This window comes from Mesorhizobium sp. B2-1-8 (assembly GCF_006442545.2).
Classification (GTDB): Bacteria; Pseudomonadota; Alphaproteobacteria; order Rhizobiales; family Rhizobiaceae; genus Mesorhizobium.
The window spans coordinates 110,856-129,970 of sequence record NZ_CP083952.1 but is presented as its reverse complement, the minus strand read 5'-3'; the positions used below and the strand labels follow the sequence as shown (position 1 = coordinate 129,970).

Here is a 19,115-nt window from a genome sequence, read left to right as displayed (position 1 = left end):
CCGACTAAATCTCTTGGCGAGAAGCAGTTCTACCCGCCCATGCCGCCGCGCGGCAGCTTGATCATGTCGCCGAAGCGGGCGCGTAATTTGTCGTCGAGCAGCTTCGGCACATGGCGCGGAAAGCGTTCGGCAAGGACGCGCTTCTTCTCGATGATCGCGCGCTGCAGGATGTCCGGCCGACCCTTCTCGTTCCACTCCTTCGGCGAAAACCGGTCGCCGACGGCGGGATAGAAATATTCCGTCTGCATCAGCCGCAAGGTCTGTTCGTTGCCGAGATAATGACCTGGCCCCTTCAGGCAGACATCGGCGATGGTGTCGATCGACAGCGCTTCGTCGGTCACCTCGATGCCGCGCACGCAGCGCAGGCAGTGTCCGAGCATGTCGTTGTCGATGATCAGGCTTTCCAGGCAGAAGCCGAGCAGCGAGGCATGCATGCCGGCCGATTCATAGACGAGGTTGAGCCCGGCAAGGCCGGCCATCACATCGGTGATGCCCTTCTCATAGCCCGACTGGATGTCAGGCAGTTTCGAGTCCGTCATGCCGGCGGCCGAGCCCCCCGGCAGGTCGTAGAACTGCGCCATCTGCGCGCAAGCCGCGGTCAAGACAGCCTGTTCGGCAGAGCCGCCCGACATGGCGCCTGTCCTGAGATCCGATACGAACGGCCAGGTGCCGAAGATCGCCGGATGCCCTGGTTTGATGGCGTTGACATAGACCAGGCCGGCCAGCACTTCGGCCACCGCCTGCACCACGGCGCCGGCAATCGCCGCCGGTGCCGTGGCTCCGGCCTGGCCCGCCGACAGCAGCAGGATTGGAATGCCGCCCTCGACGCAGGCCTCGAGCACGCCGCAGGCGTCCTCGGCGAACTTCATCGGCGGCACGACGAAGCAGTTCGAATTCGACACAAATGGCCGGGCGCGGAAATTCTCCTCGCCGCCGGCGATGGCATAGAGCATTTCGAGCGCCGGCTGCACGTTCTCGCGGACCGTAAATGAGGTGCCGACATGCTTGGACGTGCCCATCACGCAGGCGTAGAGCGTGTTGAAGTCCATTTCGAGCGGATCGGGAATATCGCGCGGCACCATCGGCCGCTGGAAGAAATGGATGTTGTCGAGCCCTTCGACGATGCGGGCGGCGTCATAGATGTCCTGCAGCAGCGACTCGCGGTATTCGCGCTTCTCGACATCCACCAGATGAACCGCGGCGCCTGCCGTTCCGTAGTGCACGCGCTTGCCCTGGATCACCATGTCGTGTCTGGGATCCTGGCCGTGCAGGGTGAAGTTCCGTGCCGCCTTCTTGATCGTCTCGAGCACCAGCGCGCGCGGGAACCGGATGCGGCCATCGTCGCCATAAGTGGCGCCGGCCTGGGTCAGCGCCTCGATGCAGGAGGGGATGGCGTTGGCGAAGCCGACTGTCTCCAGGAGCGTCAGCACCGCGTCGTGGATGCGCTCGCGATCATTGCCCTTGAGTGGCCCGTAGCTGCCGCCCTCGAGGCCGGCACGAACCGGCTTGATGTCGTCGGCGAGCGGCGCTGCCCGCATGGCGCGGCGCGCTTCGCGTCCGCCGGAGCGGCGCGAGCGTTGATCCGCCGCCGCTTCCTGCTTTTCAAGAACCACAGACATCGAAGCACTCCACCTTTGCGAGAAACAGCGCGGCGGTTGGTCCACCATCGGCTGCTTCTTCCCCTTTGTGCCACGACTATGCTGCCGGCATTGGCACAGCCTATGAGCCAGCCGGTCCGGTTGGATATGCCAGCGCTAAAGGAGCCGAAGCCGCCATTGGGCGGCTCCGGTCAGTGGAATCAGGCGGCAGCGGGCCTGCGGCCAGCGGCCGTGGCCAGTTCGCGGATGCCGGGCTCGATGTGCTGCAGCGCGATCGAGGAAATACCCAACCGCATGAAACGCGAAGGCTTTTCGGTGCGGTCGAAGAAGCGGTCGCCAGGCTCGATGATGACGCTGCGCGAGGCGGCGGCTTCGGCCAAACCGCGGGAATCGGTGCCCCGCGGTCCTTCCAGCCACAGCGACGTGCCGCCGGCCGAATCGGTCGAGCGCCATTCCGGCAGGAAGGCGGAAATCGCATGGACCAGACGCTTGCGCCGCTCGTCGAAGGCGCTCGACAGCCGCCGCACCAGCGCTTCATGATGGCCGAGCGACAGGAACAGCGCCACGGCGCGCTGGTTGTTTGCCGGCGGATGGCGCAGCATGAAGCGGCGCAGCGCCCTCAGTTCAGCGATTAGTCCAGCCGAGGCCACGATGTAGCCAAGCCGCAGGCCGGGGGCCAGTGTCTTCGACATCGAGCCGACATAGACGACGCGGCCGGAGCGGTCGAGGCTCTTCAGCGCCTGCTGCGGCGCCTCGTCGAGCAGCTGGCTGTCATAGCCGTCCTCGATGATGATCTGGTTGTGCCGGTTGGCGCGCGCCAGAAGGTCCTGCCGCCGTTCCGCCGACAGCGGCACCATGGTCGGGCAATGATGGCTGGGCGTGACGAAGACGAAGCCGGAATCATTGGGAATAGAAGAGGTTACGATGCCGGACTGGTCGACCGGCACCGGCTCGATGTCGGCGCCCGCAAGGCGGAAGATCGAGCGCGCGTCGGGGTAGCCCGGATCTTCCATCGCCACCTTGGAGCCCTTGGTCATCAGCAGCGAAGCGAGCATGTAGAGCGCATTCTGTGCGCCCAGCGTGACGATGATTTCATCCGGATTGGCGAAGATGCCGCGCCTGGGCAGCAGCCGTGCCTGGATCTGCTCGATCAGCAGCGGGTCGTCGCGGTCGACCATGTCGGACGCCCAGTTGCGGATCTCCAGCACGGCCAGCGCCATGCGGTTGCACTCACGCCACTCGGCGGTCGGGAACAGCGCCGGGTCGAACTGGCCGTAGACGAAGGGATAGGACGACTTGATCCAGTTCTCGTGCTTGGCCGGCGGCGGCATGTCGCTTGCGGCGATCTGCCGGCGCGCCTTCCAGTCGATCTCGTTGGCCTGGTCGGGCGCCTTCTGGTGCGGCTTGGCGGGTGTCGCCAGCACGTCGGGATTGACGAAATGGCCGCGCCGCTCGCGCGCCACCAGGAAACCCTGGTCGACGAGCTGCTGGAAGGCCAGCACCACGGTCCCGCGCGCCACGCCGAGTTTTTCGGCCAGGATACGGCAGGAAGGAAGCGGCATCGAAGCGGCGATCTGGCGGTCGAGAATGGCGGCCACGATGGCTTGGCGGATCTGCGCCTGCAGGGTCTGGCCGGATTCGGCCGAAATCCGGAACAGGCCGGACCATATCGCCGTGTCGTTTCTCTGTGGCATGGAAGATGTTCCTCGATGGCCAGCTTTTTTCGCTTGGCTGGACCAGCCGAACGTACCCGTGGCACAAGGGGTTGCGCCAATCAATTTTTCTGATCTTTGGGATTTATGCCAGTGATCCTTCAGGCCCGAACCAACGCGCTGCTACCTCCCTGCCCGATACATTGTGTCATCGCATCGTGATGCGCTGCGTCATCGCCGCGTATTGACCGGATGGAATTCGGCTCAATAGTTTCGGCGCGACGACACGCGCCGGAAACATCCGGTCTGATATGGTGCGTCCAAAACGCCAGGAGTCCCCGCCAGTGGATCAGTCAGCCTTCCAGAAACAGCTTGCCGCCCTGCGCAATCATCGCGCCGTGGCGCCCGCCAGCATGCGCCAGGCCTTTGCCGCCGATCCGCGGCGGTTCGCGACATTCTCCGCCACGGACAACGAGATGTTGCTCGACTGGTCGAAATGCGCCGTCGATGCGACCACCATGGATCTGCTGGAAAAGCTGGCCGCCGCTGCCGATCTCGAAGGCCGTCGCGCCGCCATGTTCGCCGGCAAGAAGATCAATGTCACGGAAGACCGCGCCGTTCTGCACACGGCACTGCGCAACCTCAGCGGCAAGGGTGTCACGGTCGACGGCCAGGACGTCAAGGCGGATGTCATTTCCGTGCTCGACGCCATGGGCGCCTTCGCCGATGCCATCCGCTCCGGCAAGGCGACAGGCGCCACCGGCAAGAAGATCACCGACATCGTCAACATCGGCATCGGCGGCTCGGACCTTGGTCCGGCCATGGCGACGCTGGCGCTCGCCCCCTATCATGACGGCCCGCGCGCGCACTACGTTTCCAACATCGACAGCGCCCACATCCACGACACGCTGAAGGGGCTGTCCGCCGAAACCACGCTGTTCATCATCGCGTCCAAGACCTTCACCACGGTCGAGACGATGACCAATGCGCAGACGGCGCGCGACTGGGTGCAGAAGGCGCTCGGCAAGGAGGCCGTGGGCAAGCATTTCGCCGCCGTCTCGACCGCGCTCGACCTGGTGGCCAAGTTCGGCATCGAGCAGGATCGCGTCTTCGGCTTCTGGGACTGGGTCGGCGGCCGCTATTCGCTGTGGGGCGCGATCGGCCTGCCGGTCATGATCGCCGTCGGCCCGCGTAATTTCCGTGCCTTTCTCGATGGCGCGCACGAGATGGACGAGCATTTCCGCATCGCGCCGCTCCGCAAGAACCTGCCGGCGCTCCTGGGGCTTGTCGGCTGGTGGCACCGCGTGATCTGCGGCTACCCGGCCCGCGCGGTCATCCCCTACGACCAGCGCCTGTCCAGGCTGCCGGCCTATCTTCAGCAACTCGACATGGAATCGAACGGTAAGAGCGTCACCCTTGACGGCACTGCGGTGACGACGCCGACCGGACCGTTGGTCTGGGGCGAGCCAGGCACCAACGGCCAGCACGCCTTCTTCCAGCTGCTGCACCAGGGCACCGATCTGATCCCGGTCGAGTTCCTCGCCGCCGCCATCGGCCACGAGCCTGATCTCAAGCACCAGCATGACCTGCTGCTCGCCAACTGCCTGGCGCAGTCGGAAGCCTTGATGAAGGGCCGTACGCTGGAGGAGGCGCGCGCGCAGATGCTGGCCAAGGGCATGAAGCCTGCCGATGTCGACCGTATCGCGCCGCATCGTGTCTTCTCCGGCAACCGGCCCTCGGTGACCATCCTCTACCGCAAGCTCGATCCGCGCACCTTCGGCCGGCTGATCGCGCTCTACGAACACCGCGTCTTCGTCGAGGGCACGCTGTTCAACATCAACTCCTTCGACCAGTGGGGCGTCGAGCTCGGCAAGGAACTGGCGACTGGCCTTCTGCCTGTCGTCGAAGGCAAGGAAAGCGCCGCCAAGCGCGACGCGTCGACCGCTGGCCTTGTGGGATACATCCACCAATTGCGTGGTTCGGAGTGAAAAGTTTGGCAGACATCAAGGGGATATTGTTCGACAAGGACGGGACACTTGTCGACTTCAACGCGACCTGGCTGGGCGTGGCCGATTTCATGGCCATGGATGCAGCCGAGGGCGATCGCTGGAAGGCCGACAGACTGCTGGCGGCCGCCGGCTTCGATTTCGCCAACCGGCGCTTCAAACCCGATTCCATCTTTGCCTCCGGCACCAATCTCGACGTCGTCGAACTGTGGTTTCCGCGCCTGTCCAACGAGGACCAGATGCTGGCCGTCGCCCGCTTCAACGAGATCACTTCGGTGCAGGGCTCGGCGATGGCGGTGGCGCTGCCTGATATCGTCGACACGCTGGCTCTGCTGCACAAGCGATCCTACCGGCTTGGCGTCGCCACCAACGATTCGACCAGCGGCGCGGAGAAGACCTTGGTCACGCTGGGCGTCGCCCAGCTGTTCGACGCGGCCTATGGTTACGACGCCGTGGCGAACCCCAAGCCGGCCCCCGACACCATCCAGGCGTTCTGCGATCTTACCGGGCTGAAGCCGGCGGAGATCGCCATGGTCGGTGACAACAGGCACGATCTCGAAATGGCGCGTGCCGGCGGCTGCGGCCTCGCAGTCGGCGTGCTCTCCGGCACCGGCACACGTGAGTCGCTGGCCGAGATCGCCGACGTCGTCCTGGATTCGGTTGCCGATCTGCCGGATTTGCTATCGGCACGGGTCAAAGAGACGGTCTGATCAGGAAGGCGGGGCAAGCGCAATCAATCTGTGCTTTGTCGCCAATAGTCGAACGAGTACAGGGAGTTCTTCCAGGCACTAGTCGACTGTCAGGCGGACGCAGTCGATATTCGCATTCTCGATGGCGGCCAGTTTGGTCAATAGATCCAGGCGGATCATTTCGACGGTCTGGTCTGGAAGAACACCTTCGACCGTCAACTGGATATCGTGCCAGTCCTCGACATAGCGCACGGTGACGCCTTCGACACACAGACGGTGGACGCCATGCTCGTCCGCCATTTCAGGGATATTCGAGTGTGGAAGCTCGGGCGTGTACAACGTTTCGATCAAGTCTATCCGAGGGTTGGGGCCAAGTTCGCGAAGGCGCTCGGCTAGAAAGCTGCTTCTGTTTTCGCTTTTCCCCCATTTTTGATCCGACAGAGCGCGGCGAAGCCAAGTTAGATGGTTAGGCAAGCCGTCATCTCGAACGAATGAAAATCGAGGCCATGGCCGCTTGGTGAGGCGTTCCCACCGGCCCGCGGTGATGTCCAGGCGCCAGTCGTCGATGTTCTCGACCACGACAGGCCACGCTGGCCCGATGAGGAGACCGCCGCGAACCAGGATCGCACCACCATTTTTCACAAGTTCTGAAGAGTGCTTGTATATCCATGGCGGAGCCTCGCCTGTCGTTTCGAAGTGACCGATGCCATAACTTGTTGTGTCCAGCACGAGCACTTGCGCCTTGTCGGCCCGAATAAAGGGGTAAGATAGGTTGCCGATCATAAATATGCGGTCGTCGACAAGATTTGCCGTGTGGAAATCGGTGGGCGGAAAAACCTTATCCGAGTAGCCAAAAATCTCGGTGTGCCCCTCGGCGTCGCTCACGATCACATCATTGTAAATATAGAAATCGGCATCGTAGTGATCTTCATACTCGCCGCCGATCCTGACAAGGCGACCGTCTGGCAGCAGTGTTTCAGTGCCCCCGTACCGGCTGAAGCTCCAGCACGGCCCTACATGCTCCGAGCGTGGGCCGAGGAACGCCTTGTTCAGACCGTAACCGGTGAGACGGTGCTCAACCGCCCATGCCCAGACGGGGTTGGTCATCAGCTCCGGATTGCCGGAACCTCGACTGGGCGAACGAAACTTCGAAAACAAATTGTGGTCGATCGGAGGTGTTTTGATCAAGCTCTAGCGAGGCTAGCAAGGCTTCTATATCGAGCCGATACCCCATGATTGGACTATAGCTTGTATAGGATCGTCTGCAAGGGCGATTGTATTTGAGTCGGGGTTTCAGCGACATTCCGTCTCGAAGGAAAACACCCCGCTCGGCTTGGTTGCAGTGCCCCTCGCGTCACCGAAATCCGGCACTTGATGTTCGGCGAGCAATCGCAGCCGGTGCAGCGGCAGGTCGCTGCGGCGGGGGTCGCCGACCAGCACCTCGATACCGGCTGCCAGGCAGCGATCGAGGAACGGGATAACCCGCAGGGCAACCTCGCGGCCGTAGAACACGTCGCCCGCGAGAACGAGGTCGACGGCCGGCGGCGGGCCTGTGGTGACATCCTTGTCAACAAGGGCGATTTCGACGCCGTTCGCCGCCGCATTGAGGCCGATCGCGGCAACGCCGTTGCGATCGATCTCGGCCGCAATCACCTCGCGCGCGCCGGCCTTCGCGGCGGCGATGCCGACAATGCCGGAGCCGGCTCCGAGGTCGAGCACGCGGCGGCCGGCCACGATCTTCGGATGGTCGAGTATATGGCGCGCCAGCACGGCGCCGCCCGCCCACGCATAGGCCCAGTAGGGCGGCTGCGGTTCCGGCGTGTCATCGTCCGTATCGCCATCGTCTTCGGGGTCGACGAGGCGCCTCAATCCGCTGCCCGGGTGAGCGGTGTAAAGCTGGATTTCGGGAAGCGCTGGTACCGGGGCAAGGCGCATATTCGCCTTGATGAAGTCCGTCGGGTCGAGGCGGAGGCGCCGGCCCGGCACATCGTCGTCGGCGAGATCCACTATTCGCGCAAAGCCCGGCGCAGGATCTTGCCGACCGGCGTCTTCGGCAATTCCGTCCTGAACTCGATGTATCTGGGCCGCTTGTAGCCGGTCAGGTTCTCGCGGCAAAAGGCGATGATGGCTTCGGCGGTCAGGGCCGGATCCTTCTTGACGATGAACAGCTTCGGCACCTCGCCCGAATGCTCGTCCGGCACGCCGATCGCCGCCACTTCGAGCACGCCGGGATGTGCCGCCACGACCTCCTCGAGTTCGTTCGGATAGACGTTGAAACCGGAGACGAGGATCATGTCCTTCTTGCGGTCGACGATCTTGGTGTAGCCGCGTTCGTCCATGAAGCCCATGTCGCCCGACTTGAAGAAGCCGTCCTCGGTCATTACCTTGGTGGTCTCGTCCTGCCGGTTCCAGTAACCGGCCATCACCTGCGGTCCCCTGATGCAGATCTCGCCGACCTCGCCCAGCGGCACGTTGTTGCCGTCGTCGTCGCGGATGGCGATTTCGGTCGAGGGCAGCGGCAGGCCGATAGTGCCGGTGAACTCGCCGGAGCTGAACTTGTTGGCCGTCGCCACCGGGGAGGTCTCCGAAAGGCCATAACCTTCGCTGACGGGGCAACCGGTCAGTGCTTTCCAGCGCTCGGCGACGCCCTTCTGTACCGCCATGCCGCCGCCCAGGGTAAGAAGCAGCGGCCTGAAGTCGAGCTTGCGGAAGTCCTCATTGTTCAAGAGCGCGTTGAACAGCGTGTTGAGGCCCGGAAAGATATGGATCGGATATTTGCCCATTTCCTTGACGAAGCCGGGAATGTCGCGCGGATTGGGGATCAGGATGTTCTGGCCGCCCATTTGCATGCCCATCAGCGCATTCACCGTCAGCGCGAAAATATGGTAGAGCGGCAGTGCGCAGACGAGGTTGAGATGGGCTGGCTTTGGCTTGACCGTGTAGGCGTCCTGCAGCCACAGCGAATTCTGCGCGACATTGGCCAGCACATTGCTGTGCAGGAGGGTCGCGCCTTTCGAGATTCCGGTGGTGCCGCCGGTATACTGCAGGAAGGCGACATCACTGGCGGCTACAGTGGCCGGCTTGAAAGTCATGCCACGGCCAGCCTTCAGGGCCGCATTGAACTTGACATGGCCGGGCAATGACCAGGCCGACACCATTTTCTTGACGCGGCGCACCACCAGATTGACGATCGAGCCCTTCAGGCCGCCGAGCATGTCGCCCATGGCGGCGACAATGACGTGCTTGACCGAGGTCCTGGCGACGACCGCCTGCAAGGTACTGGCGAAGTTCTCGAGGATGACGATGGCCTGCGCCCCGGAATCCTTGAGCTGATGCTCCAATTCGCGCGGCGTGTAGAGCGGATTGACGTTCACCACCGTGAAGCCGGCGCGGGCGACCGCCATCATCGCCACGGGATACTGCAGCACGTTCGGCATCATCAGGGCGACGCGCGCGCCCTTCTGCAATCCGGTGGACTGCAGATAGGCACCGAAGGCCGCCGAAAGCTGTTCGAGTTCAGCGTAGGTGATGGACTTACCCATGCACGTGAAAGCCGGCTGGCCGGCGAACTGCTTGCAGGCGCCGACGAGGAAGTCGCCGATGGAACTGTAGGGAAGGGCGCCGATCTCGGCCGGCATGTTCTTGGGATAGCTGTTGAGCCATGGTTTTTGCGGCAGGCCGGCGGTGAGTTCGGTGAGCGCCTTCGGCAACCGCTGGCTGGCTGCCGTTGCCGGTTTCGAGACCGGTGAAGTTTTCGCTGGTGGCGAGCTCTTCGTCATCGCGATCTTGCCGGTTCCGGCATTGCCTGTTCCGGCCTTGGTCGCGGATGCCTTTGCCGGCGCGGCTTTCGTCGCCGGCTTCTTGGCGGTGGCCGCTGCTTTTGCCGCGGGGGTATTCTTGGCGGTTTTGGTCGCCGCCTTCGCGGTCGCGGCTTTGCCCGCAGCCTTGCCTTGCCCATCGGCTCCAGCGGCTGGTTTCGAGACCGCCTTGGCCGACGCCTTCACTGGCGCCTTCGATGCTTTTGCCACCCGTTCCTCCTCGACAACCCTGGTCGCCTGTTTCTCGTTGGCCCGTGCCGCGCCGCCTCCGGATTGATGGAGACGTCCTCCGCTGCCGCTGGTTGTCCATCTATGTATTGCCTCTATCGGCGGCGGTGCAAGTCTTGCCCTTGCGGCAAGACGCCGAAAGAATTGCCGCCGAAAATCGTTCCTGCCGGCTGCACTTGGAGCCGGCATCTTTCCGCATCGATGGTCGCATGAAGACGGCGCGCGGCACCCTTGTCGCCGGCCGCCGGATCAATAAAAAAATGCGGTCGTTAATAATATCGTGAATGGAAAGAACTGCTAATTTTTTCTGTCGTTTAGCCAAATCGCGGATTCTTTTTCTGCTTCCCGAGGGGTAAGCAAGCGGGGTGTTCCAAAGCCGGAAAAACGGTGCTTATATGCGCGCTTCGCGAGCCTGATAGAGGGGCTTGGAAGAACATCAGGGAGTGCTCAATGAAGAAGAAATTGACTTTTGCAGCCGCGTTGCTGGCTGCAAGCGTCCTGGGAGGCGTGGCCAACGCGAAAACCCTGGTCTATTGCGCGGAGGCGTCGCCGGAAGGTTTCGATCCGGCGCCGTACACCGCGGGACAGACGTTCGATGCGTCCTCGCGTACCGTTTTCAACCGCCTCGTCGAATTCGATCACGGCAAGACCTCGGTCTCGCCCGGCCTGGCTGAGAGCTGGGCGATTTCCGACGACGGCAAGGAATATACTTTCAAGCTGCGCAAGGGCGTCAAGTTCGCGCCCACCGACTATTTCACCCCGACGCGCGACATGAACGCCGACGACGTGGTGTTTTCGTTCCAGCGCCAGGTCGACAAGAACGGCCCCTGGTTCCAGTACATACCGGGCATCGCCTATCAGTATTACAATGACCAGTTCGGCGACAACATCACCAAGGTCGAGAAGGTCGACGACCTGACGGTGAAGTTCACTCTCAAGGAGCCGGCGATCACCTTCATTCCGACGCTTGGCATGGATTTCGCCTCGATCGTCTCGAAGGAATATGCCGACAAACTGCAGGCCGACAAGACGCCTGAACTGTTCAACCAGAAGCCGGTCGGCACCGGCCCGTTCATCTTCGTCGACTACCAGACCGACGCCGCAATCCGCTACAAGGCCAACCCGGACTATTGGGGCGGCAAGCAGAAGATCGACGATCTGGTCTTCGCCATCACCACCGATCCGGCGGTGCGCGCGCAGAAGCTGAAGGCCGGCGAATGCAACATCATGTCCTACCCGGCGCCAGCCGATATTAAAGGCCTGCAGGCTGATCCGAACCTGACGGTCGCGGAGCAGGAAGGCCTCAACGTCGGCGCGCTGATGTACAACACCCAGCAGAAGCCGTTCGACGACGTGCGCGTCCGCAAGGCGCTCAACATGGCCATCAACAAGAAGGCCATCATCGACGCCGTGTTCCAGGGCGCGGGCCAGGTGGCGATCAACCCGATCCCGCCGACCATGTGGTCCTACAACAAGAACGTGAAGGACGATCCGTACGATCCGGACGCGGCCAAGAAGATGCTTGAAGAGGCTGGCGTCAAGGACCTCAAGATGAACGTCTGGGCCATGCCGGTGTCGCGTCCGTACATGCCGAACGCGCGCCGCACCGCCGAGCTGATCCAGGCCGACTTCGCCAAGGTCGGCGTCACCGTCAACATCGTCAGCTACGATTGGGGTGAATACCTCAAGCGCGCTTCGGCGGTCGATCACGACGGCGCCGTCATCGTCGGCTGGACCGGCGACAACGGCGATCCGGACAACTTCCTCGGCGTGCTCCTGAGCTGCGCTTCCGTCGGTTCGAACAACCGCGCGGAATGGTGCAACAAGGACTTCGATGCGCTCATCAACAAGGCCAAGACGGTTTCCGATCAGGCCGAGCGCACCAAGCTCTACGAACAGGCACAGGTCATCTTCAAGGAGCAGGCACCGTGGGCGACGCTGGCCCATTCCAAGGTGTTCATGCCGATGCAGAAGACAGTCTCCGGCTTTGCGATGGATCCGCTCGGCATCCACCGCTTTGACGGCGTCGATATCGCCGAATAAGGTTCGCGAAACGGGGCGGCGCCACAGGGCGCCGCCCCACCTCGCCCGCCATGCTGCGTTACATCCTCGGCAAGCTCGCCCTCATCATCCCGACCTTCATCGGGATAACCATCCTCGCTTTCGGCTTCGTGCGCATCCTGCCCGGTGATCCGGTGCTGGTGCTTGCGGGCGAACGTGGCCTGTCGCCCGAACGCCACACGGCGCTGATGCATCAGTTCGGTTTCGACCTGCCGATCTGGCAACAGTATCTGACCTATCTGACCAACATCCTCAGCGGCGATTTCGGCACCTCGTTTTCCACCAAGACACCGGTGCTCAAGGATTTCCTGGTGCGGTTCCCGGCCACGGTCGAACTCGCCATCTTCGCCATGATCTTCGCCGTCATCTTCGGTGTCGCCTTCGGCATCTTCGCCGCGATCCGCCGTGGCTCCTGGTTCGATCAGCTGACCATGGGCACCGCGCTCGCCGGCTATTCCATGCCCATCTTCTGGTGGGGGCTGCTGCTGATCATCGTCTTCTCCGGCATGCTGCACTGGACGCCGGTCTCGGGCCGCATAGACCTTCTCTACTTCTTCAAGCCGGTGACCGGCTTCATGACCATCGATTCCCTCATCTCGGGCCAGAAGGGCGCCTTCCGCTCGGCGGTGTCGCACCTCATCCTGCCCACCATCGTGCTCGGCACCATTCCGCTGGCGGTCATCGCCAGGCAGACACGCTCGGCCATGCTCGAAGTGCTGGGTGAGGACTATGTTCGCACCGCGCGCGCCAAGGGCCTGGCGCCGCGCCGTGTCATCGGCCTGCATGCCTTCCGCAATGCGCTGATCCCGGTCGTCACCACCATCGGCCTGCAGGTCGGCACGCTGCTCACCGGCGCCATTCTGACCGAGAGCATCTTTTCGTGGCCGGGCATCGGCAAGTGGATGATCGACGCCATCTCCAAGCGCGACTATTTCACCGTGCAAGGCGGGTTGCTTCTGATCGCGCTGATCGTCATGTCGGTGAACCTTATCGTCGACGTGCTCTATGCCGTCATCAACCCGCGTATCCGGGCGAATTGACATGACCAATGAAGGCCCAGCCACCATCGAAGCCGCGACCGTCGTCGAACCGCGGGACGCGCGGCTGCAGATGTTCGCCGAATTCTGGCACTATTTTTCCATCAACAAGGGCGCGGTGATAGGCCTCGTCGTCTTCGCCCTGCTGATCCTTGTCGCCATCTTCGCGCCGCTGCTCGCCCCGCATTCGCCGGACGATCAGTTCCGCGACTTCTTCCTGACGCCGCCGGCCTGGCAGGCGGGCGGCAACGCGCAGTTCCTGCTCGGCACCGATGCCGTCGGCCGCGATATGCTTTCGCGCCTTATCTACGGTTCGCGCTTCTCGCTCGCCATCGGTTTCGTCGTCGTCACCACGGCACTGATCTCCGGCGTCATCCTCGGCTTGCTTGCCGGCTACTGCCGCGGCTGGGTCGACACGCTGATCATGCGCATCATGGACATCATCCTGGCCTTCCCGTCGCTGCTGCTCGCGCTGGTGCTGGTCGCGGTGCTCGGCCCCGGCCTCGTCAATGCCATGATCGCCATCGCCTTCGTGCTGCAGCCGCACTTTGCCCGGCTCACCCGCGCCGCGGTGATGGCGGAGAAGACCCGCGAATATGTGGTCTCGGCCAAGGTCGCTGGCGCCAGCCATGTCAGGCTGATGCTGGTCACCATCCTGCCCAACTGCATCGCGCCGCTGATCGTGCAGGCGACGCTGTCCTTCTCCAACGCCATTCTCGAGGCTGCAGCACTCGGCTTCCTCGGCATGGGCGCCCAGCCGCCGACACCGGAATGGGGCACCATGCTTGCCGAAGCGCGCGAGTTCATCCTGCGCGCCTGGTGGGTGGTGACTTTCCCGGGCCTCGCCATCCTGATCACCGTCTTTGCCATCAACCTGATCGGCGACGGCCTGCGCGACGCCCTCGACCCCAAGCTGAAGAGGTCGTGAGCATGTCCCTGCTCGAGATCAAGAACCTCACCGTTTCCTTCGACACCGCCGCCGGGCCATTCATGGCCGTGCAAGGCATCGACCTTTCGATCGAGCCGCGCGAGGTGCTGGCGATCGTCGGCGAGTCCGGCTCCGGCAAGTCGGTGTCGATGCTGGCGGTCATGGGGCTGTTGCCCAACACCGCGACGGTCAAGGCCGACCGCATGGCCTTCGACGGCGTCGACCTGTTGAAGCTCAGCCCGTCCGAGCGCCGCAAGATCGTCGGCAAGGACATCTCGATGATCTTCCAGGAGCCGATCGCAAGCCTCAACCCGTGTTTCACGGTCGGCTTCCAGATCGAGGAAGTGCTGCGCTTCCACATGGGCATGGACCGAGCACAGCGCCGCGCCCGCGCCATCGAACTGATGAAGCTGGTCGGTATTGCCGATCCGGAAGAACGGCTGAGCTCGTTTCCGCATCAGATGTCCGGCGGTCAGTGCCAGCGCGTCATGATCGCCATCGCCATTGCCTGCAATCCGAAGCTTTTGATCGCCGACGAGCCGACGACAGCGCTCGATGTCACCATCCAGAAGCAGATCCTCGATCTGCTCGTCTCGCTGCAGGCCAAATACGGCATGGGCCTGATCATGATCACCCACAATATGGGCGTGGTGGCCGAGACCGCCGACCGCGTCATCGTCCAGTACAAGGGCCGCAAGATGGAAGAGGCCGACGTGCTGTCGCTGTTTGAATCGCCGAAGAGCAACTACACGCGCGCGCTGCTGTCGGCGTTGCCGGAAAACGCCGTCGGCGACCGGCTGCCGACCGTTTCCGACATGCTGTTCGAGCCGGCCCCCTCGGTAGCGGGAGCCTCCGCATGAGCACCACGGTCCTCGAAGGCAAGAACATCGTTCGCGACTACCATATCGGCGGTGGCCTGTTCAGCGGACCGCGCACCGTGCATGCGGTCAAGGGCGTCTCCTTCACGGTGGACAAGGGCAAGACGCTCGCCATCGTCGGCGAAAGCGGCTGCGGCAAGTCCACGCTCGCCCGCATCATCACCTTGATCGATCCCGCGACGTCGGGCGAATTGTTCATCGACGGCAACAAGGTCGACATCGCCAAGGGCGGACTGACGAAGGAGATGCGCCGCAAGGTGCAGATCGTCTTCCAGAACCCTTATGGCTCGCTGAACCCGCGCCAGAAGATCGGCGACGTGCTCGGCGAGCCGCTGCTCATCAACACCGACAAGCCGGCCGCCGAACGGCGCGACCTCGCCATGAAGATGCTGAAGAAGGTCGGCCTCGGCCACGAGCACTACAACCGCTATCCACACATGTTCTCGGGCGGCCAGCGCCAACGCATCGCCATAGCCCGTGCGCTGATGCTCAACCCTAGCCTGCTGGTGCTGGATGAGCCGGTCTCCGCGCTCGATCTCTCGGTGCAGGCGCAGGTGCTCAACCTGCTCGCCGACCTGCAGGACGAATTCAAGCTGACCTATGTCTTCATCAGCCACGACCTCTCCGTGGTGCGCTACATCGCCGACGACGTGATGGTGATGTATTTCGGCGAGGCCGTCGAATACGGCTCGCGCGACGAGGTCTTTGCCGACCCCAAGCACAGCTACACCAGGACGCTGTTCGCCGCCACGCCGCGAGCCGACGTCGCCTCGATCAAGGCGAGGTTGGCGAAGAAGAAGGCGGCCTGACGTCTCTTCGTCATCCTATGGTCTGCGCCGCGTCGCTTCGCTCCTTGCTTCGCCATAGGATGACGACGTCGAGGGGGCCGCGACTCCCACGGAGAGGTTCCGACCAAAGGTCTGAGGTCACTGCAGCTTGGCGATGATGGCGCGCAGCGCCTCGCCGAACTTGTGGATCTCCTCGACCGTGTTGTAATGCACCAGCGAGGCGCGGATGGCGCCGCTGTCCATCGACAGGTTGAGGCGTTTCATCAGGCGGGGCGCATACATGTGGCCGTCGCGGATGCCGATCTGCATCTCGGCCATTTCCTCGACGATCCGCTGTGGCGACAGCTTGCCGATGTTGAAGCAGAAGGTCGGCACGCGCTCGTTGATGCGGGCTTCGTCGGCGACGCCGTAGATGGTCGCGCCGCAGTTCTTCAGCACGCTCATCATCTCGCGCGCCAGCACCAGCTCATAGTCGCGGATGGCGCCCATGCAGGCGACGATATTCTCGCGCCGCGAGCGGTTGTTGGACGGCGCGAGATTGCGGCCGATCAGTTCCAGGTACTGTACGGCGGCATCCATGCCGGACACGTTCTCATAGATGAAGGTGCCGGCCTCGACCTTGTAGGGCGGCTCGTTGGGGATGAAGTCCTCGCGGAAGGTCGGCAGGCGCTTCAGCGTTTCGAAGCGGCCCCACAGGAAACCCATATGCGGCGAGAAGTTCTTGTAGCCGGAGCAGACGAGGTAGTCGCAGTCCCAGGCTTGCACGTCGATCATCCCGTGCGGCCCGTAGTGCACGCAGTCGAGGAACACTTCGGCGCCGGCGGCATGCGCGATTTTGGCCACCGAAGCGACATCGACGATCGAACCGATCGAGTGTGCGGTCACCGTGCAGGCGATGAGGCGGGTGCGGTCGGAGACCAGTGGACGCAAATCGTCGACATGCAGATTGCCGTCCTCGCGCATGCGCCACCACTTGAATTTGGCACCGGCGGATTCCAGCGCCAGCCACGTGGCGATGTTGGCATCATGGTCCATGTCGGTGATGACGATTTCATCGCGCTCTGCAAGCATCTGGCCGATGCCGAGGCTGACGAGGCGGATGAAGGAGGTGGCGTTCATGCCGAAGCAGATTTCCGCCGGGCTGTAGGCATTGATCAGCAAGGCGACGCTTGTCCGAGCATCGGCGACCGACTGGTCGACGGTGACGCTGCGGCCATAGCGGCCGCCGCGCTGCACATTGTGCGAAACCAGGTGGTTGGTCACCGCGTCGAGCACGCTCTGCGGGATCTGCGCGCCGGCGGCATTGTCCATGAAGATGAAATCGCCGGCCCGCTGCAGGGCAGGGAACATGGCGCGGATGGTGTCGACGGGAAAGCCGCCGGTGGCCTGGGGATTGCTCAAGAATATCTCCTGCGAAGTGATTGTGGTGGCTAGAGCAATTCCAGGAAAAGTGCGTAGCGGTTTTCCGTCCGGAATTGCGTGAAAACAAAGAGTTAGAGCGGTTCGGTGATTCCAACGAACACTGAACCGCTCTAGCGGGCCTTCTCGTCCTTGAAGCGGGCTTCAAGCAGGCTGACGAGACGAACCATCGGCCAAAGGAAGATGAGATAGACGAGTGCCGCGCCGATCAGCGGCGAGGGGTTGGCGTAGAGCGATTGCGCGTTGGTCGCTTCCTTCAGCAGTTCCGGCAGCGCCACGGTTGAGGCCAGCGAAGTGTCCTTGAACATCGAGACGCAGTTGCTGGTCATCGGCGGGATGACGACGCGCACCGCCTGCGGCAGCACCACCTTGCGCAAGGTCAAAAGGAACGGCAGGCCGAGCGCCTGCGAGGCCTCGAACTGGCCGCGCGGAATGCTCTCTATGCCGGAGCGGAACACTTCGGCCGAATAGGCCGACATGATGATGGCGAACGCGGTCACCGCCGAAGCCCAGGACGACAGGCGAATGCCGAGGAAAGGCAGCGCATAGTAGATCAGGATCAGCACGACTAGGACCGGCAAGGCACGGAAGATGTCGGTGTAGCCGACCGCCAGCCAGCGCAGCGGCTTCGGCGCATAGAGTCGCAACAGGCTGATCACCAGGCCGATGGGAATGCCGATGCCGATGCTGAGCAGGCCGAGCAGCAGCGTGTTCAGGAAGCCGCGCAGCAGCGCCGGCAGGCTCGACGCGATGACGTCTGCGTTGAAGAAAGTGTCGATCAGCGACATCGGAGCATTCCCGAACGGTGTTGCGTCATCTGACGCCAGAGAGCCCGACCCGGGATCGAGATCGGCCTTGCCGAACGGATGCTGGTCCCGGGAAGGTTATGCGTGAAAACGGCCGACCCTTTCGGAGCCGGCACGCCTTCCGTCCTGTCGATCGCGGCTCAGGCCTTGGGCAGCGGCATTTCCTTGACGGTCGAGGAATCGGCCGGGGCGTCGCTGCCGAACCACTTCTTGTGGATGGCGGCCAGCGTACCGTCCTTCTTCATCGCGCTCAGCGCGTCGTTGAGCTTGCCGAGCAGCGGATGATCCTTGGTCATCATCAGGCCGTACTGCTCGCCGGTCTTGATGCGCTGCTTGACCTTCAGGTCCTTCATCTTGGTGAAGGAATATTCCATGCCGGGAATGTCGCTGACGGCGGCGTCGACACGGCCTGCGCTGAGGTCGAGCAGCAGGTTCTGCTGCGTGTCATAGCCCTTCACGTCGCTGAAGCCGTCGGCGTCCTGGTGCGCCTTGACCCAGGTCTCGCCGGTCGAGCCCGAGAGCACGCCGACGATCTTGCCCTTGAGGTCGGCCTCGGCATTGACCGCGCTGTCGGTCTTGGTGGCGATGCCCATGTCGGAATCATAATAGGGCTGGGTGAACGACTGCGACTTCAGCCGCTCCGGCGTGATCGTGATCGAGGAGATGGCGACGTCGATGCGCTTGGAAGTGGTCGCGGCGAACAGTGCCTGGAAGCCGAGATCGGCGATGTCTGTTGTCATGCCGGCGCGCTTGGCCGCCTCGTTGACGATGTCGACCTCAAAACCCTCGAAGGTACCGCTCTCGTTCTTGTATTCGAAGGGCGGGTTGGTCGGGTAGGCGCCGACATTGAGCACATCGGCGGCATAGGCGGTTGCCGGCCCGGCGCCGATACCGATTGCCGCTGCGAAAAGGATGAGATTGCGACGGGTCAGGTTCATTGGTGGTCCCTCTGGGGTGTTCCCTCTGGTTGTTGATCGGGCGGGCTGCCCCGCACGGTTTGTTGCCGTCCCGCCTCCCAGCGGGGCGTCAATTCATGATGGCGACCATGGGCTCGAGCGTGGCCGCAATCTGGTCACCGTCGCGTAGGCATTCATGCGCGCGGCAAGGTTGGCGATGGTCTCGGTATGCGGGTTCCTGGGCGCACGCATCACAGGCGTAGCGTGCACTGGACGATGACTGGGGCAGCACAAACGACAAGGACTGAAAC

The 19,115-nt window shown here is 63.0% G+C and carries 16 protein-coding genes; 8 read left to right on the top strand and 8 right to left on the bottom strand.

Annotated features, from left to right (window positions below):
• Positions 1 to 29: 29 nt before the first annotated feature.
• Positions 30 to 1,619, bottom strand: a complete 1,590-nt coding sequence (locus tag FJ970_RS00610) for a trimethylamine methyltransferase family protein (RefSeq protein ID WP_140757970.1) — start codon at positions 1,617 to 1,619, stop codon at positions 30 to 32.
• A gap of 179 nt (positions 1,620 to 1,798) precedes the next feature.
• Complete coding sequence (locus FJ970_RS00605; RefSeq protein ID WP_015314107.1) at positions 1,799 to 3,292, bottom strand: PLP-dependent aminotransferase family protein; 1,494 nt, start codon at positions 3,290 to 3,292, stop codon at positions 1,799 to 1,801.
• A gap of 5 nt (positions 3,293 to 3,297) precedes the next feature.
• On the opposite strand from FJ970_RS00605, the gene FJ970_RS00600 reads away from it, so the two are divergent.
• The 3 genes from FJ970_RS00600 to FJ970_RS00590 all read left to right on the top strand — a co-directional run bounded on the left by FJ970_RS00600 (position 3,298) and on the right by FJ970_RS00590 (position 5,966).
• The gene (locus tag FJ970_RS00600; protein WP_140757969.1) at positions 3,298 to 3,498 is read left to right on the top strand and encodes a hypothetical protein; all 201 of its coding nucleotides are present in this window, start codon (positions 3,298 to 3,300) and stop codon (positions 3,496 to 3,498) included.
• Positions 3,499 to 3,594: 96 nt separating this feature from the next.
• Positions 3,595 to 5,238 carry a glucose-6-phosphate isomerase gene (gene pgi / locus FJ970_RS00595; RefSeq protein ID WP_140757968.1) on the top strand — a complete coding sequence of 548 codons (1,644 nt, stop codon included), beginning with the start codon at positions 3,595 to 3,597 and terminating at the stop codon, positions 5,236 to 5,238.
• Between the two features lie 5 nt (positions 5,239 to 5,243).
• A complete protein-coding gene (locus FJ970_RS00590; RefSeq protein WP_140757967.1) occupies positions 5,244 to 5,966 on the top strand; it encodes an HAD family hydrolase in 723 nt (240 codons plus the stop codon).
• Between the two features lie 78 nt (positions 5,967 to 6,044).
• Here the strand turns inward: FJ970_RS00590 and FJ970_RS00585 are convergent, their stop codons facing one another.
• The 3 genes from FJ970_RS00585 to FJ970_RS00575 all read right to left on the bottom strand — a co-directional run bounded on the left by FJ970_RS00585 (position 6,045) and on the right by FJ970_RS00575 (position 9,973).
• Positions 6,045 to 7,052: a hypothetical protein gene (locus FJ970_RS00585; protein WP_140757966.1), complete on the bottom strand. Its 1,008-nt coding sequence runs from the start codon at positions 7,050 to 7,052 to the stop codon at positions 6,045 to 6,047.
• A gap of 186 nt (positions 7,053 to 7,238) precedes the next feature.
• A complete protein-coding gene (locus tag FJ970_RS00580) occupies positions 7,239 to 7,880 on the bottom strand; it encodes a class I SAM-dependent methyltransferase (RefSeq protein WP_140757998.1) in 642 nt (213 codons plus the stop codon).
• Positions 7,881 to 7,951: 71 nt separating this feature from the next.
• Positions 7,952 to 9,973 carry a long-chain fatty acid--CoA ligase gene (locus FJ970_RS00575; protein ID WP_140757965.1) on the bottom strand — a complete coding sequence of 674 codons (2,022 nt, stop codon included), beginning with the start codon at positions 9,971 to 9,973 and terminating at the stop codon, positions 7,952 to 7,954.
• Positions 9,974 to 10,441: 468 nt separating this feature from the next.
• On the opposite strand from FJ970_RS00575, the gene FJ970_RS00570 reads away from it, so the two are divergent.
• The 5 genes from FJ970_RS00570 to FJ970_RS00550 all read left to right on the top strand — a co-directional run bounded on the left by FJ970_RS00570 (position 10,442) and on the right by FJ970_RS00550 (position 15,704).
• Entirely contained in the window at positions 10,442 to 12,034 is a 1,593-nt protein-coding gene (locus FJ970_RS00570; protein ID WP_140757964.1) for an ABC transporter substrate-binding protein, read from the top strand.
• A gap of 50 nt (positions 12,035 to 12,084) precedes the next feature.
• The gene (locus FJ970_RS00565; protein WP_140757963.1) at positions 12,085 to 13,092 is read left to right on the top strand and encodes an ABC transporter permease subunit; all 1,008 of its coding nucleotides are present in this window, start codon (positions 12,085 to 12,087) and stop codon (positions 13,090 to 13,092) included.
• A gap of 70 nt (positions 13,093 to 13,162) precedes the next feature.
• Complete coding sequence (locus FJ970_RS00560; RefSeq protein WP_181178453.1) at positions 13,163 to 14,017, top strand: ABC transporter permease subunit; 855 nt, start codon at positions 13,163 to 13,165, stop codon at positions 14,015 to 14,017.
• A gap of 2 nt (positions 14,018 to 14,019) precedes the next feature.
• A complete protein-coding gene (locus FJ970_RS00555; protein ID WP_127278114.1) occupies positions 14,020 to 14,877 on the top strand; it encodes an ABC transporter ATP-binding protein in 858 nt (285 codons plus the stop codon).
• Complete coding sequence (locus FJ970_RS00550; protein ID WP_140757961.1) at positions 14,874 to 15,704, top strand: dipeptide ABC transporter ATP-binding protein; 831 nt, start codon at positions 14,874 to 14,876, stop codon at positions 15,702 to 15,704. Before FJ970_RS00555 ends, FJ970_RS00550 begins: the two co-directional genes overlap by 4 nt.
• A 117-nt stretch (positions 15,705 to 15,821) precedes the next feature.
• On the opposite strand, the gene FJ970_RS00545 is transcribed toward FJ970_RS00550, so the two are convergent.
• From FJ970_RS00545 to FJ970_RS00535, 3 genes are all read right to left on the bottom strand, one after another.
• Complete coding sequence (locus tag FJ970_RS00545; protein ID WP_265336226.1) at positions 15,822 to 17,033, bottom strand: cysteine desulfurase-like protein; 1,212 nt, start codon at positions 17,031 to 17,033, stop codon at positions 15,822 to 15,824.
• Between the two features lie 182 nt (positions 17,034 to 17,215).
• The gene (locus FJ970_RS00540; RefSeq protein ID WP_127870695.1) at positions 17,216 to 17,890 is read right to left on the bottom strand and encodes an amino acid ABC transporter permease; all 675 of its coding nucleotides are present in this window, start codon (positions 17,888 to 17,890) and stop codon (positions 17,216 to 17,218) included.
• A gap of 158 nt (positions 17,891 to 18,048) precedes the next feature.
• On the bottom strand, positions 18,049 to 18,846 hold the full coding sequence (locus FJ970_RS00535; RefSeq protein WP_140757959.1) for an ABC transporter substrate-binding protein: 798 nt from the start codon (positions 18,844 to 18,846) through the stop codon (positions 18,049 to 18,051).
• Positions 18,847 to 19,115: the final 269 nt, after the last annotated feature.